This is a genomic window from uncultured Microbulbifer sp. (assembly GCF_947498635.1).
Lineage (GTDB): Bacteria > Pseudomonadota > Gammaproteobacteria > Pseudomonadales > Cellvibrionaceae > Microbulbifer > Microbulbifer echini.
Genome location: NZ_CANMKV010000017.1, coordinates 33,490 through 47,736, shown reverse-complemented (window position 1 = coordinate 47,736; position 14,247 = coordinate 33,490). Strand labels below are relative to the sequence as shown.

General features: G+C 54.2%; 13 protein-coding genes. 9 read left to right on the top strand and 4 right to left on the bottom strand.

The window, feature by feature from the left end:
• Positions 1-5: 5 nt before the first annotated feature.
• A complete protein-coding gene (locus Q1A69_RS10740; protein WP_299585043.1) occupies positions 6-617 on the bottom strand; it encodes a glutathione S-transferase family protein in 612 nt (203 codons plus the stop codon).
• A gap of 90 nt (positions 618-707) precedes the next feature.
• Here Q1A69_RS10740 and Q1A69_RS10735 point away from each other — a divergent pair, with 90 nt between their 5' ends.
• The gene (locus Q1A69_RS10735) at positions 708-2,069 is read left to right on the top strand and encodes an amidohydrolase family protein (protein ID WP_299585041.1); all 1,362 of its coding nucleotides are present in this window, start codon (positions 708-710) and stop codon (positions 2,067-2,069) included.
• Positions 2,070-2,164: 95 nt separating this feature from the next.
• Here the strand turns inward: Q1A69_RS10735 and Q1A69_RS10730 are convergent, their stop codons facing one another.
• On the bottom strand, positions 2,165-2,878 hold the full coding sequence (locus Q1A69_RS10730) for an SIMPL domain-containing protein (RefSeq protein WP_299585039.1): 714 nt from the start codon (positions 2,876-2,878) through the stop codon (positions 2,165-2,167).
• Positions 2,879-3,083: 205 nt separating this feature from the next.
• Positions 3,084-4,253 carry a hypothetical protein gene (locus Q1A69_RS10725; RefSeq protein ID WP_299585037.1) on the bottom strand — a complete coding sequence of 390 codons (1,170 nt, stop codon included), beginning with the start codon at positions 4,251-4,253 and terminating at the stop codon, positions 3,084-3,086.
• Between the two features lie 75 nt (positions 4,254-4,328).
• Here Q1A69_RS10725 and Q1A69_RS10720 point away from each other — a divergent pair, with 75 nt between their 5' ends.
• From Q1A69_RS10720 to Q1A69_RS10685, 8 genes are all read left to right on the top strand, one after another.
• Positions 4,329-4,769, top strand: coding sequence for a VOC family protein (locus Q1A69_RS10720; protein WP_299585035.1), 441 nt, complete (start codon positions 4,329-4,331; stop codon positions 4,767-4,769).
• 65 nt (positions 4,770-4,834) lie between these two features.
• Positions 4,835-5,941 carry a hypothetical protein gene (locus tag Q1A69_RS10715; RefSeq protein ID WP_299585033.1) on the top strand — a complete coding sequence of 369 codons (1,107 nt, stop codon included), beginning with the start codon at positions 4,835-4,837 and terminating at the stop codon, positions 5,939-5,941.
• A 2-nt stretch (positions 5,942-5,943) separates the two neighbouring features.
• Complete coding sequence (locus Q1A69_RS10710) at positions 5,944-6,609, top strand: GntR family transcriptional regulator (protein WP_299585118.1); 666 nt, start codon at positions 5,944-5,946, stop codon at positions 6,607-6,609.
• A 288-nt stretch (positions 6,610-6,897) separates the two neighbouring features.
• Positions 6,898-8,304 carry an aspartate aminotransferase family protein gene (locus Q1A69_RS10705; RefSeq protein WP_299585031.1) on the top strand — a complete coding sequence of 469 codons (1,407 nt, stop codon included), beginning with the start codon at positions 6,898-6,900 and terminating at the stop codon, positions 8,302-8,304.
• Positions 8,305-8,426: 122 nt separating this feature from the next.
• Positions 8,427-9,812, top strand: coding sequence for a glutamine synthetase family protein (locus Q1A69_RS10700; RefSeq protein ID WP_299585029.1), 1,386 nt, complete (start codon positions 8,427-8,429; stop codon positions 9,810-9,812).
• A gap of 583 nt (positions 9,813-10,395) precedes the next feature.
• Positions 10,396-11,739 carry a glycosyltransferase family 4 protein gene (locus Q1A69_RS10695; RefSeq protein WP_299585027.1) on the top strand — a complete coding sequence of 448 codons (1,344 nt, stop codon included), beginning with the start codon at positions 10,396-10,398 and terminating at the stop codon, positions 11,737-11,739.
• Between the two features lies 1 nt (position 11,740).
• Positions 11,741-12,493 (top strand): class I SAM-dependent methyltransferase, encoded by a 753-nt coding sequence (locus tag Q1A69_RS10690; protein ID WP_299585025.1) that lies wholly within the window; start codon positions 11,741-11,743, stop codon positions 12,491-12,493.
• The gene (locus tag Q1A69_RS10685) at positions 12,490-13,605 is read left to right on the top strand and encodes a prenyltransferase/squalene oxidase repeat-containing protein (RefSeq protein ID WP_299585023.1); all 1,116 of its coding nucleotides are present in this window, start codon (positions 12,490-12,492) and stop codon (positions 13,603-13,605) included. Before Q1A69_RS10690 ends, Q1A69_RS10685 begins: the two co-directional genes overlap by 4 nt.
• Here the strand turns inward: Q1A69_RS10685 and Q1A69_RS10680 are convergent.
• The gene (locus tag Q1A69_RS10680; protein ID WP_299585021.1) at positions 13,534-14,151 is read right to left on the bottom strand and encodes a class I SAM-dependent methyltransferase; all 618 of its coding nucleotides are present in this window, start codon (positions 14,149-14,151) and stop codon (positions 13,534-13,536) included. The genes Q1A69_RS10685 and Q1A69_RS10680 overlap by 72 nt on opposite strands.
• Positions 14,152-14,247 lie beyond the last annotated feature (96 nt).

Genomic DNA, 14,247 nt, shown 5'->3' with positions numbered 1-14,247 from the left:
TACCGTTAGGCCTTGAAGCTGGGGCGCTGCTTAAGTTGTTCGCGCCAGCGAATCAAGTGGGGGTGTTTTTCGGTATCTGGGCGCAGGTTTTGTACCTTGCCAAAATCCAGACTGCAAACCATGCTGATATCGGCTGCTGAAAAGTAATCGCCCAGCAGATATTCGTGGTCTGAGAAATGATCGTTTAAGGCATCCATAAATTTCAGTGCATGTTTGCCGGAATCCTCACCGAACTCTGGATAGACGTTCATGCGGTCCTTGAAGAAACCAGAAACATGCTGAAAGCACATGCCCACAGGAAACATTAAATTGAAGTCTGCACGGCGGGTCCACATCTCGACTAACGCTTTTTCTTTAGCATCTCGACCGAAGAGTGCAGGCTCCGGATGTAGTTCTTCGAAGTAGCGTTGAATGGCTACGGATTCGGAGATGTAGGTACCGTCATCTAATTCCAGTATAGGCACTTTTTTGTTGATATCTTTGCTGCGGAACTCCGGGCTGAGGTTTTCTCCCTTGGTAATATCTACATGGACAAATTCAGTGTCGATCCCTTTTTCTGCCAGGTACATGCGGACTCGGCGGCAATTCGGGGCACTTGCAAATTCATAAATTTTCATAGGGCTTCCTCTCGCCTTGGCGATTGCGGTAAATTGGGGAACTTTCAATAAAAACGATACCAATCTAAGAGAGACTTACCGGTGACGACAATGACAACAAGTACCAAGAGAAGCTGCTTCTTTCGCCGTGCAGCCACCGCTCTGGCGGTTTTAATCGGATTTTTTTGCCAGTTGGCTTCGGCAGAAGAGTTGGCTATTTATGCGGGTAAGCTTTTCAATAGTAGTAATGGAAAGTTGTTGGAGAATCGCACCATCCACATTGTGGATGGGCGTATTGAGTCGGTGCAAAAAGGGTTTGCTAAGCGCGACCGCGAGGTTTTGGTCGATTTGCGCAATTTCACGGTATTGCCTGGGCTGATGGATATGCACAGCCATTTGACCTACGAATTCGGCCCTAGCGCTTATATGGAATCCTATACCTGGAACCCGGCGGATTTCGCCTTGCGCGGAGTCGATGCTGCCAGCCGCACCCTACAAGCGGGCTTTACCACGATTCGCAATTTGGGTGACCACGACAATGTTACCGTGAGCCTGCGCCATGCCATCGAAGCGGGCACAATTGAGGGGCCGAGGATTTACACCGCGGGTAAATCCATTGCCACCACCGGTGGTCATGCCGATCCCACCAATGGCCGTCGCCAGGATTTGGTTGGGAACCCCGGCCCTGTTGACGGTGTTGTCGATGGGCCTATCTCCGCGCGCAAGGCGATACGCCAGCGCTATAAAGATGGTGCCGATCTGATCAAAATCACCGCTACTGGCGGGGTGCTGAGTGTGGCTAAAAGCGGGCAAAACCCACAGTTTATGCACGATGAGCTGGAAGCAATTGTCTCCACCGCTAAGGACTACGGTTTTACTGTGGCGGTACATGCGCACGGAAGAGAAGGGATGATCCGGGCCATTCGTGCTGGGGTAGACTCTATTGAGCACGGCACTTATATGGATGAAGAGGTTATGGACTTGATGCGCCGGAATAAAACCTGGTTCGTTCCGACGTTGATGGCCGGTGAGTGGGTAACGGAGAAATCTGCCATTGAAGGTTTTTTGCCGGAAATCGTGCGTCCTAAAGCGGCCACTATGGGGCCATTGATGCAGGAAACTTTTTCCAAGGCCTATAAGCGTGGAGTCAACATCGCGTTTGGTACCGATACCGGGGTGACTCGACACGGTGAAAATGCACGGGAATTTGTTCTGATGGTGCAGGGCGGTATGACGCCGGCCGATGCGATCCGCTCGGCGACCTGGAATGCTGCAGAGTTATTGCAGGTGCAGGACGAGCTGGGGAGCATCAGTGAAGGTAAACTTGCCGATATTATTGCGGTAGCGGGTGACCCATTGGAGGATATCTCTGAGTTACAGCGTGTGCAGTTTGTGATGAAAGAGGGGAAGATTTTCAGGGCGCCCAGTGAGCCGGCCGTCGAAGTATTTCTGGAAGCGGATACCAATGGCTGAGCGGTAAACTTGAAGGCGGTGTTCTAAAGACTCAATTCGAGACGCTAAGGCGGGTTTACAAGGGGCAGCGGCCTCGCGAGGCCGGTACAAAGTGGCTATTTTTCTAGTTCGAATACCAGGTCCAGGTTGACCGAGAGGGTGGTTTCACCGGGGGCGATCGGCGTTGAGGCGCTTTCTTTCATTGATTCCATCTGGCCTCGCAGCATCATTGGGCGGGGTATGCCGCCACTACCCTGCTCAGAGATACTGACAATCCGACGCACCTTCATGCCCAGCGCTTTTGCGTAAATGGTCGCGCGCTCCTGGGCGTCCAGCAATGCTTTTTCTCGGGCCTCGGCTTTAACGGGGCCGGGTTCGCCAATCTCAAAGCTGGGGCCGTTGATTTGGTTGGCGCCGGCGGTTGTTAGATCATCCAGTACTCCACCCAGCTCATCCAATTTACGCACCTTGATGCTGACGGTGTTACGTGCGGTATAACCGACAATTTGAGGTTTCTGGTTTTTTTGGTAGTGATAACGGGGGGAGAGGCTCACACCACTGGTTTGGATATCTTTCTTGGCAATACCGGCTTTTTTAATGGCTTTTAGTAATGACTCCATCTGCGCGGCATTGTTACGCATGGCTTTTTTGCTATCTTCGGCTTCGGTTACCACACCGACAGAGAGATTGGCGACATCGGGAGTCTGACGGGCTTCTCCTTCGGCTGCGATAGAAACAAGTGTGCCGCGCTCGGAGGGTATTTGGCCGTTGTCACAGGCGGTAACCAGTAAGGCGAGCAGTGTCACGGTGGAGAGTTTAACGAACTTCATAATTTTTCCTTATCTATCGCTATGGGGTTGGCAATATAGCAATGCATCATGTGCCAAAATGCTATCAGCGTGTATCTGAACCGCAGCTGAGCAAGTATTTCAGCATAACGGATTCACCGGTTGTGCTATAGGGCTGTGATCCTGTTGAGGTTGGCAATAGAGGCGACCCTCCAGCGTCCAAATGAAACCTTTCTTCTTTAAAGTGCTATTCAGAGCCGAACACCTGCTGGTAAGTTTCATCTTGGTCGTGGTAGATGGCAAAACCTAGCCGCAATAGTTGCTGGCGTTTGTCGCATAAAACAGCACGGGTTTTCAGCTCACTTTGCAGTCTCCCAGCATTTTCGGCACTCTGACAGTCAAATGTGAAAAAGTGCCCATGGCCCTGCTCTAGGTCGTGGTGGATTAAATGTTTCCGATTGAGGATAGGGTGGTCGGCATTGTCCATGCTGTGCAGGAATCGCCGCTGAGCGGCGAGCACAAAGCGGTGGATCTTATTAACGGTAATGCCTTCACGCCGAAACAAGTCAAAAATTGCCAGACCCTTGTAAAGGCAGGAGTAGTCCATGGTGGCTCCCGCAAACCTGAGCCAGTTGTCCGCATAACCGACCTTGCCGGAGCGGTTGTCAAGCGCTGAAATCTCAGCGAACCAGCCGGTGTTTAGGGGGCGCAGGCTGCAGTGGCGGGGTACACTCATAAAACACATCCCCTCACCGGCGCCCAAGTATTTGTAGGAGCCGGCGGTAAAAAAAGCCTTATCGGCAATCCTGCTCAAGTCGATAGGGAGGGCGAAAAACCCGTGATAGCCGTCGATTACAAATTGGGTTTTCTCTGGTTTTTGCTCGGCGATGCGCACGAGCTCCGGAAATACTACGCCGGCGTCGAAGAACACCCAGCTGGCATAGGCCAGTTGGTAGTCTTGAGCATGTAATTCCCGTTCGAAGCGCTCGGCCAGTGTGGAGTAAGGCGCCCTGGGGATACGCGTCACCCGTACATTGGGGAGTTCTTCCAGCCTCCGCAGTTGGTGTGTGAAACTGTAGAATTCCCCATCGGTTGTGAGGATATGCAGCGGTTCGCTGGGATTGAAGGTGCTAATTAGCCGGTAAACCAGTTCGTGTGTGTTCGGGGCGATGGCGATTTGACCGGCATCCGGCAGATTCAGTGTCTGTGCGACAGCGCTTTGCCAGGACGGTATTTTCTCTTGGAAAATAGGCCCCCACTTTTCATCGGCGAGCAGCGCGGCATCATGCCAGTACTGCCTGGTTGCCTCCAGAGTAACATCGGGCCAGTAGTGGTGTGAGTGGCAGGCCATGTGCAGCATGGAAGATGGGCTGCCACTGGGCGCCTGTGAAAATGCTCGATAGAATTTTTTATACATTTGCTTTTCGCCGGGCGAAGCTGAATTATTTATTATTCCGCGATTGTAGATCCTGGCAACAGGAAGGAGTAGAGAGTGAGATATCTGCACACAATGGTCCGTGTGGCCAACCTGGAAGAATCTTTAAAATTTTACTGTGAAAAACTCGGTTTACAGGTGATGAGCCGCAATGATTATGACAAGGGGCGCTTCACCCTGGTATACCTGGCTGCACCAGAGGATGTTGATGCCGCTCGCGAGAAAAAAGCGCCTACATTGGAGCTCACCTACAACTGGGATCCGGAATCCTATGACAGCGGGCGCAACTTTGGCCATTTGGCCTATGGCGTTAATGATATTTACGCCGTTTGCCAGCGCATGATGGACGCAGGGGTCACCATAAACCGCCCACCCCGCGATGGCCATATGGCCTTTTTCCGCTCACCCGATGGCATTTCGATTGAACTATTACAAGATGGCGAGCCTCTGGAGCCAAAGGAACCTTGGCAGTCGATGGAAAATACTGGCGAGTGGTAAGTTTTCCAGGGAAGCTCTCAATATTTTTATTTTTGGCCTGTAGGCAAACCTTTTAAGGAAATTATGTGAAGAACAGCAGTTGCATTTTGCTGGCCGGTGCTGTTGCGGCGCGCAGGATTCGCGAGGAAGGATTGCACCAGGAGCAGTTTTCCACTTTGCTGGGGGCCTCTGGCGGTCCTAAATGGCTGGTTCTCAGTCAGTTGGATCGTGTGCTGATGGGGGAGTTTTTTAAAGGGCGTTGCGAACCTATGGCGACACTGGGCTCTTCCATCGGTAGTTTTCGCAACATGTGCTATGCCATGCAGGCGCCTCTGGCAGCACTGGAGCGCCTGGAGTATGGTTATATCCATCAGAGTTATGGCACTTCAAAGCCCACTCCCGCGGAAATCACCGCGGCGGGGGAGGCTATTCTGCTTGAAGTATTGGGTGAGCGTGGCGCGAGTGAGGTGGCGGAAAATCCTCTGTGGCACAGTCATTTTGTCACGGTGCGAGGACGTGGTCCTCTCGCGAGTGAGCGGTGGGCCCTACTGGCACCAGCTCTCTTTACATCGGCGCTCGCCAATGCGTTTTCCAGGCGCAGCCTGAAAGCCTTTTGGGAGAGAGTGGTGTTTCACTCGCAAGAGCAAGCTGCGGTGGCGTTCGATAACCTGAGCACAGTCAATTCGCCGCTCACTAGACAAAACGTCTGCGCAGCAGTTTTAGCCAGTGGCTCTATTCCACTGGTGATGGCCGGTGTTCAGAATCCTGCTGGTGCGCCACAGGGCAACTATCGCGATGGGGGCATTACCGACTACCACTTTGATCTGCGCTTTAAGCACCCACCGGGTCTTGTGCTTTACCCCCACTTCTTCCCATTTATGGTGCCCGGATGGTTCGATAAAGGGTTGTCCTGGCGGCGGGTGCGCGGTGATGCCATGGCCTCTGCACTGCTGATCGCACCATCTCCTGGGTTTGTTGCAAAACTCCCATTCGGCAAGATACCGGACCGCAATGACTTTTATAAGTTGAATCAGGATGAGCGAGTGCGCTACTGGAACAAAGTGGTGGATTTGAGTCGGCAGGTGGCCGAGGACTTCCATGAAATCTGGCAGTCAAGCCGTGTGGCCGATTATCTGATCGAAGTAGGTTCTGATGAGCTGCCCCACAAGTTGCAACAGGTTGGGGCCGCGTGAAGATGGCATTGGAATTTAGCCCTCCCCAAGAGGAATTTCGCACGACCCAGGAACGCGTTTACTTCCAGGTGCGCGATGCCATCCTGCGCGGTAAGTTTCTGCCGGGGCATGCCATCACCATTCGCGGTCTGGCGGCAGAACTGAACTGCAGCCCCATGCCGGTACGTGAGGCCCTGCGGCGGCTAACTTCTGAGCGGGCGTTGGAGCTTTCCGACACCCGTCGTGTCACTGTGCCCACTATGACCCCAGAGAAGCTCGCAGAGATCTGTGCGGCTAGGGTTGCGCTGGAGTGTCAGGCCGCAGAGCAAGCCCTGCCTTTTGTAGGAAAGGGAGAGTTTGAGCAGCTGCGAGAGCTGGATGGGCGGGTAACCGCTGCACTACAGCAAAAAAACATCGAGCAGTATGTGACTGCCAATCTCGACTTCCACTTTACGCTTTATCGCCTGGGGCGTCCCCATATCATTCTCTCCCTGATTGAGAGTCTCTGGCTGCAAACTGCCCCTCTGCAGCACCTGGTATTCCAGCGTTTTGGTGTGCAGGAACTGCCGGATCGCCACGAAGACCTACTCGAGGGTATGGCCGATGGGGATGTAGGAAGAGTGCGCCAAGCTATTCGCCAGGATATTGAGGAGGGGCTCGGCTCCATCTCTGCCGAGGAGCTTCATTAACTCCCTGATCTCGGCCTCTTGTCTCTCAGATTCGTTTGAATAAGTCCCGTGCCATCCCGGTGTGGGATTATCTCCCCTTCAGAAGCGTATTAAGGCTGCTCAGTTTACTCGGGGGAAGTGGCTCCGCTGACCCTATTGTTGTTCTGAGGCATAGATAGATCTTGCGCTTTCGTGAGTCTCACCACTAGAATGTGATCACAAATTTTGAAAGCAATGCGGCATCCCTAGTGTCTGCGTGTAGGCAGCGTATGGGGTGGAAGACAAATTGCGGGACTATTCATTCGATGCATGCGGATTCCTTGTCCGCAGCTATGGAGAGCCCCAGAGCAAAGCCAGGAGCGAAATATGAACAAAAGTGAGCTGCAACAACACGATCGCGAGCACCTGCTGCACCCCTTTACTGACTTCAATGATTTGGGGCAACAGGGCACCCGCGTGATCACTCGTGCCGAAGGCGCTTATATCACCGACATTGATGGCACCCGTTTGCTCGACGGTATGTCCGGCTTGTGGTGCTGTAACCTGGGTTACAGTCGCAAAGAGATTAGTGACGCCATCTACCAGCAGTTAAATACACTGCCGTTTTACAACAGCTTCTTCCAGTGCACCACGGTGCCATCTATCGAGCTGGCTGATGCCCTGGCAGAGGTAACTCCGGCGCACATGAACAATGTGTTCTTCACCGGTTCAGGTTCCGAGGCGAACGACACAAATTTACGTTTGATCCGTCGTTTCTGGGACCTGCAAGATAAACCCGAAAAGCGCATTGTGATCTCCCGCAAGAACGGTTACCACGGCTCCACGATTGCCGGAGCCAGCCTGGGTGGTATGAGCGGTATGCACAAGCAATTCCAGCCGCTGGATTATATTGAGCACGTGCAGCAGCCTTACTGGTTTGCCGAGGGCGGTGATATGTCCCCGGAAGAGTTTGGTATCCAGGCGGCGCGCAGCCTCGATGAAAAAATCCAGGAACTGGGCCCGGAAAAAGTCGCCGCCTTTATCGCCGAGCCGATTCAGGGTGCCGGAGGTGTGGTGATTCCACCGGAAACCTATTGGCCGGAAGTGAAGAAGGTCTTGGAGCAATACGATATCCTGCTGGTGATGGACGAAGTCATCTTCGGCTTTGGCCGCACCGGGGAGTGGTTCGGCGCTGATTACTACGGTATCAAGCCCGATCTGATGACTTTCGCCAAAGCGGTCACTAATGGGTACTTCCCCCTGGGCGGCACTATGGTGAGTGACCGTGTCGCTGAGGTGATCAAGAGCAAAGGCGGTGAGTTCACCCACGGCTATACCTACTCCGCCCACCCGGCGGCCTGTATGGCGGGTCTGGCGACTATCAATATCCTGCGCAATGAGAAAATCATCGAGAATGTGCGCGATGTGACCGGCCCCTACCTGGCCAAGCGCTGGGCTGAGCTGGCGGAGCATCCAATTGTCGGTGAAGCGCGCAGCCTGGGCATGGTTGGTGCCCTGGAATTGGTGAAAGACAAGGGCAGCCGCGCCCGCTTTGATGACGACTGCACCGCCGGTAGCGTGTGCCGCGACCTGAGCATCAAGCACGGATTGGTCATGCGTGCCGTCGGTGATGCAATGGTGATTGCACCGCCACTGATTATTACGACCGAGCAGGTGGATGAGCTGGTTGAAAAAGCGCATCGCGCGCTGGACGACACGGCCAAAGCTCTGGCGTAAACTCGGGTCTTACCCCCTTGTTGGAAGCGGCTCTAAGCGGCCAACCACTATCTGCCCTCGGCGGATGCGGTCGGTGGATCGGGGCCGCTTCTGCGATTTGACTGGACTACCTCAGGCTATATATGTCACAAGAAAAAGAATTTTCCGCTCAGCCGGAGCTGCTGGAGCAGTCGCGCAAATTTCTCTCAGAGCACCCAGACCTAAAGTGGATCGAAGGCTTTATATTCGATATCAATGGCGTGCCTCGGGGCAAGTGGTTGCCAGCAGAGGCGGCAGAGAAACTGCTCAAGGGCAGTCTGCAAATGCCGCGCAGTGCGGTTAGCCTGGATATCTGGGGGCGGGATATTGAAGATAGCCCCCTGGTGTTTGCCAGTGGTGATAGCGACGGGGTTTGCCTGCCGGTTTCACCGGTCAGCCTCGCGCCCTGGCATCGTGAGGAGACGGCACAGCTGCATATGCAGTTGCACGAGGCCGACGGCTCTCTTCTTTATGCCGACCCGCGCGCGCAGCTACAGCGTGTGGTGAGTAGATTGCAGAAACTTGGTTACACCGCAGTTTGTGCCACTGAGCTGGAATTCTACTTGTTGCGTGATGAAGTGGACCATTTGGCGCGTCCACGTCCAGTGAGTGACAACGACACGGAACTGGTGCCCTCTACCGATGTATACGACCTGTCAGAGCTGAATGCACAGCGCCACTTTTTTGCCGATGTACGGGCTGCCTGTGAGGAGCAGGGTATCCCTGCGGATTCGGTGCTGTCCGAGTGTGCGCCCGGTCAATTTGAAATTAACCTGTTGCATAGCCCCGATCCCGTCAAGGTTGCAGACCAAACTCTGTTGTTCAAGCGCCTACTGAAAGGGGTGGCACGCAGCCATGGTTTCCGTGTGAGTACCATGGCCAAGCCCTTCGGTGATCAGGCTGGCAACGGTATGCATGTGCATATGAGCCTGATTGATGGCGCAGGCAAAAATGTTTTTGACGACGGCAGTGCGGAGGGCTCAGATTTGTTGCGTCAGGCGGCCGCGGGCATGTTGGCAACTGCCAATGATGCAATGGCATTTTTCGCGCCGCACAGCAATTCCTATCGCCGTTTCCAGGAGGGCTCCCACGCGCCATTGAATCTTTGCTGGGGTTACGATAATCGGACCACCACATTGCGGGTTCCCGCCAGTAACCCCGAGGCGCGTCGCATCGAGCACCGTATTGCCGGTGCCGATGTAAATCCTTATCTGGTGTTAGCGGGTATTCTTGCCGGGGTTTGTCACGGTCTTGAAAATCAGTTACAAGCTCCCGCTCCGGTGGAAGGTGATGCCTATCAGGCGCAAAGTGCACAGTTGACTAACACCTGGAGCGGTGCCCTTGAATGCTTTGAAAAGAGCACCTTGTGGCGCGAATACCTCGATCCGCGTTTTATCGAGTTATTCCTTTTGTTGAAACGTCAGGAGCAGGCGGAAATTGGTGCGCGGGTGACCGATGTGGAGTATCAGAGTTATTTACACCGGGTCTGAGATGGTTCTCTGTGGCGAGGGCGTTCTAAATATTGAAAGGCTTTTACGACAGGGGCGCTGGAGAGTGGCAATACTCTGCTATACCTAAATTTAAGTGCGTAAAGTGCTTGAAACTCTCCTCCTGAAAGTGTGTTCGAGAAACCTGGCCCGCCATCTGGCGGGCATTTTTTTGTTCCGGTAAGCAAAAAACACTACTGCCATTTTTGGCAGAATTCCTATCGCTCCCAGCGTAAAAACCAGTTGTTACTTTTCTCTTCCGGTATCATCGGCTGCCAGCTGTTGGGCTAGTCGGATGCGGGGCGGAGAAACAACAGCCACTTCGTCGATTTGCGCCAGTTTTCATTGAAGGCTCAATCAAGCCTGCAGGGGCCGCATTTTTATTTGGCCTGTGAAGCCACAAGGAGGTCACACTGGCCAATAGTGTGGATTGCTTCTGCCTAGCAGTCATTTCCCCGCCAGTGTATTCTTCCGCTTTACCAGCGTAGGGCCCCGGATTGGTCGACTGCCACAGCCTGGCTTTACAGCTCGGCGCTGCCTTTTTGATTAATGTATGTGGGTCTCAGAACAAGCAGATGGGGAATCTATGACCGCCTTGGGAAATTGTGCAGACGGTCCAATGGCTGGCGAGGCACGGCCACTAAAAATATGTCTACTCGGTTATCGCAGCCACCCGCACAGTGGTGGCCAGGGAATTTACCTCCGCTATTTGAGTAAGGCACTGGTTGATGCTGGTCATTCCGTGGATGTCATATCCGGCCAGCCCTATCCTGAGCTTGATGAACGAGTCAAGCTCATCAAGATGCCCGGACTCAACCTTTATGAAGTAGAAAAGCCGACTCGGGCGCTCAAGGTTAAGCACCTATTTTCCTGGGCGGATTTTTTCGAGTGGTGGAGTAAGCTGACAGGCGGTTTTGCCGAGCCCTACACGTTTGGTCGTCGGGCGCATAAATACCTGCGTCAACACGGCCACCATTACGATATCGTTCATGATAATCAGTCCCTTTGTTATGGCTTGCTAGATATCGAGCGCAGTGGTTTACCGGTTGTCGCCACCATTCACCATCCTATTACTCGCGATCGCCAGCTGGCCCTAGATGCGGCCCCAGACTGGCGCCTTCGTCTATTAGTGCGCCGTTGGCATTACTTTCTGAATATGCAGATTAAAGTCTCGAGAAAGTTGCGTCACATTGTGACGGTTTCGCGCCAGTCAGAGCGGGATATCATCGAGCAGTTTGGAGTGGCGCCAGAACAGGTGCACCTGATTTACAACGGTATCGATACGGAAATATTTAGTCCAAGCGATACGGTAAGCCGTAAACCATTGCGCATAATGACAACCTCGTCTGCGGATCAGCCTCTCAAGGGACTGGGAATACTGCTGCAGGCTCTGGCCAGTTTGCGCGGGAAGTTCCCCGGCCTGGAATTGCTGGTAGTCGGGCGTTTGCGCGAGGGTGGTGCTACGGAAAAGCTACTGCAAAAACTGAATCTGCAGGATGCGGTGCGGTTTGTCTCTGGTATTTCCAACGAAGCACTGGTGAATTATTACCGCAGCGCCACCGTAGTTGCCTGTCCGTCACTGTACGAGGGGTTTGGCCTCCCGGCGGGTGAAGCTATGGCCTGTGGGGCTCCGGTGATCTCCAGCGATGGCGGTGCGCTGCCGGAGGTTGTCGGTGATGCCGGTATCGTTGTGGCAGCCGGTGACAGTGAGGCATTGGGTGAGGCTCTCGGCCGCGTGCTTGCGGATAAAGCGCTGCAGGCAGAGCTGAGCGCTCGGGGCAGGGCACGTATCGAGAATAAGTTCTCCTGGAGTTTGGCCGCGGCGAGCCTGGTGGCTTACTACCGCGCCATACTTGGGGAGTCCACCGCGCCGACTAGCACCCGGCAGGATCTGGGTGATGCCGGGGTTAGCGGCGCGGAGGCGGCTTGAGATGATTACTGTTAATCCACGACATTTAAACCTTTGTTCTGGGCAAAAGGTGCTCGATTTGGGGTGTGGCGAAGGGCGCCACTCTATCCATTTAATGATCACTGATGACGTCGATGTCTACGGTATCGATCTGTGTCTCGATGATGTGCGTACTGCCAGTGAACGCGCAGAACCGTTTAATAATCCAGAGCACGCCAAAGGGCGCCTACTACTCGGGGTTGCCAATGGTTTGCAGTTGCCATTTGTCGATGCCACCTTCGATGTGGTGATCTGCTCCGAGGTGCTGGAACATATCCCTGAATTCAAGGCTGTCCTAGCGGAAATTGACCGGGTGCTGAAGCCTGCGGGCGTATTTGCCGCCACGGTGCCTGCGTACTTCCCCGAGTGGATATGCTGGAAGCTCAGTGACGAATACCATCAGGTGGAGGGTGGGCATATCCGTATTTTTCGCGAGCGTGAATTGCGCCAGAGCATTGAAGCTTTGGGGCATCATCATTTTGCCCGCCATAAGGCCCATGCTCTGCACGCACCCTACTGGTGGTTGAAGTGTCTGTTCTGGAACAAGCCCAACTCCCGTCTTGTGGCGGCCTATCACCGTCTGCTGGTATGGGATTTGATGAAGCGACCTGCGCTCACTCGCGTGGTGGAAAAACTATTAAATCCGCTGTTGGGTAAGAGTATTGCCCTTTATTTTGTTAAGGCGGAGCAGAAAGCGCCGGAATCGCTGCGCCTGGTAGGGGAGGTGAGTTCGTGAGTGATTTGGCGATACCGCAGGTAAAGAGTACCAGCCTGTTTCCCTCTGGTTTTGTGCGCGATAGTGCCGCCTATATCCTCTCCCAGCAATTGCCCGATGGTTCTATTCCCTGGTTTGAGGGGCACTTTGCCGATCCTTGGGATCATGTCGAAGCCGCTATGGGGCTGGCCATTGCCGGTGAGTTTGCGGCCGCGGAAAGAGCCTATCGCTGGTTGGCAGATATCCAATTGGCCGATGGCAGCTGGTGGGCGGCTTATAAAAATGGAGCGGTCGATAACGGCGAGCGTCGGGAAACCAATTTTGTCGCCTATGTGGCCACCGGTATCTGGCACTACTACTTGATCAGCGGGGACAAGAAGTTTCTGCAGCGATACTGGCAAATGGTGGAGCGCGCTATCGATTTTGTGCTGGGGCTGCAGACAGAACATGGGGAAATCCACTGGGCCGTGGATGCCGATGGAAAGCCTAGAGAAGATGCTCTTATTACCGGGTGCGCCTCGGTTTACAAAAGCCTTGAGTGTGCAATCAATATTGCCTGCGAGCTGGATTGTGCACGACCGGAGTGGCAGCGGGGGCGCTCAGCTCTCGGTGAGGCCCTACAGCACAAGCCTGAGCGATTTGATCGCACCTGGGAGAGTAAAGCGCGTTTTTCCATGGACTGGTTTTATCCGGTTCTGACGGGTGCAATTTCCGGTGAAGCGGCTCGTGCGCGTATACAGCAGCGTTGGGACGAATTTGTAGTGACCGGCTTGGGGTGTCGCTGTGTCAACGATGAACCCTGGGTGACTGTGGCGGAGTCTTGCGAGTTGACCATGGCATTACTCGCTTCCGGACAGCGGACGCGAGCCGAGATTATTTATCGAGGTCTACATCGCTGGCAGGACAGCGACGGAGGTTACTGGACCGGGTATGTCTACCGGGATGAAGCGGTTTGGCCGGAAGAAAAAACCACCTGGACGGTGGGAGCGATGCTGCTTGCGGCAGATGCGCTCGCCGACCTGACACCGGCGAGCGGACTGTTTACCTCGGTGCGCCTGTTGTCAGATACGGCGCAGGATGCCCAGCGTGTCGACTGTTTCGACCAGCTCGAACTGAGCGGAAGCCAAGGCTAGTTTGTAAATATCGTAGGGGGCCTGGCCGCCATCGGCCGGGTCGGGGAAAATATCGTGAATGGCCAGGTAGCCACCTGGGACTATGTGTCGAGACCAGCTGCGGTAATCAGTCATTGCGGCCTCCAGTGAGTGACCACCGTCAATAAATACCAGCCCCAGAGGAGTATTCCAGTGGCGTGCGGCCACTGCTGAAGAGGCAACCACCGGCACAACCCAATCTTCCAGTTCTGCCGCACGCATATTAGTGCGAAAAGTCCGGAAGCTGTCCATGAGTTTCACCTGTTGGTCAAACAGGGCTGGATCGTGATACTCCTCGCCCGGCTGGTGTTCCTCAGAACCGCGATGGTGATCTACGGCAAACACAACGCTGTCGGTCAGTTTGCAGGCTGAGGCCAGGTAAATGGTGGATTTGCCGCAGTAGCTACCTACTTCGAGGCAGGGGCCAAGACTGCTGGCCTCTGCGGCGAGATGGTAGAGGGCCTCCCCCTCGTGGGCGGCGAGGAATCCCTTGATGGCTCGGATATCGATGGGCAAATGAATGGACATAGTTTACTGCTTGCTTTTTTACTTGACCGAAACACTAAACCGGGGCTTGCACAAAAGCAATTGCGATTTTATAGGGGCAGCGTGCCTAAACAAATA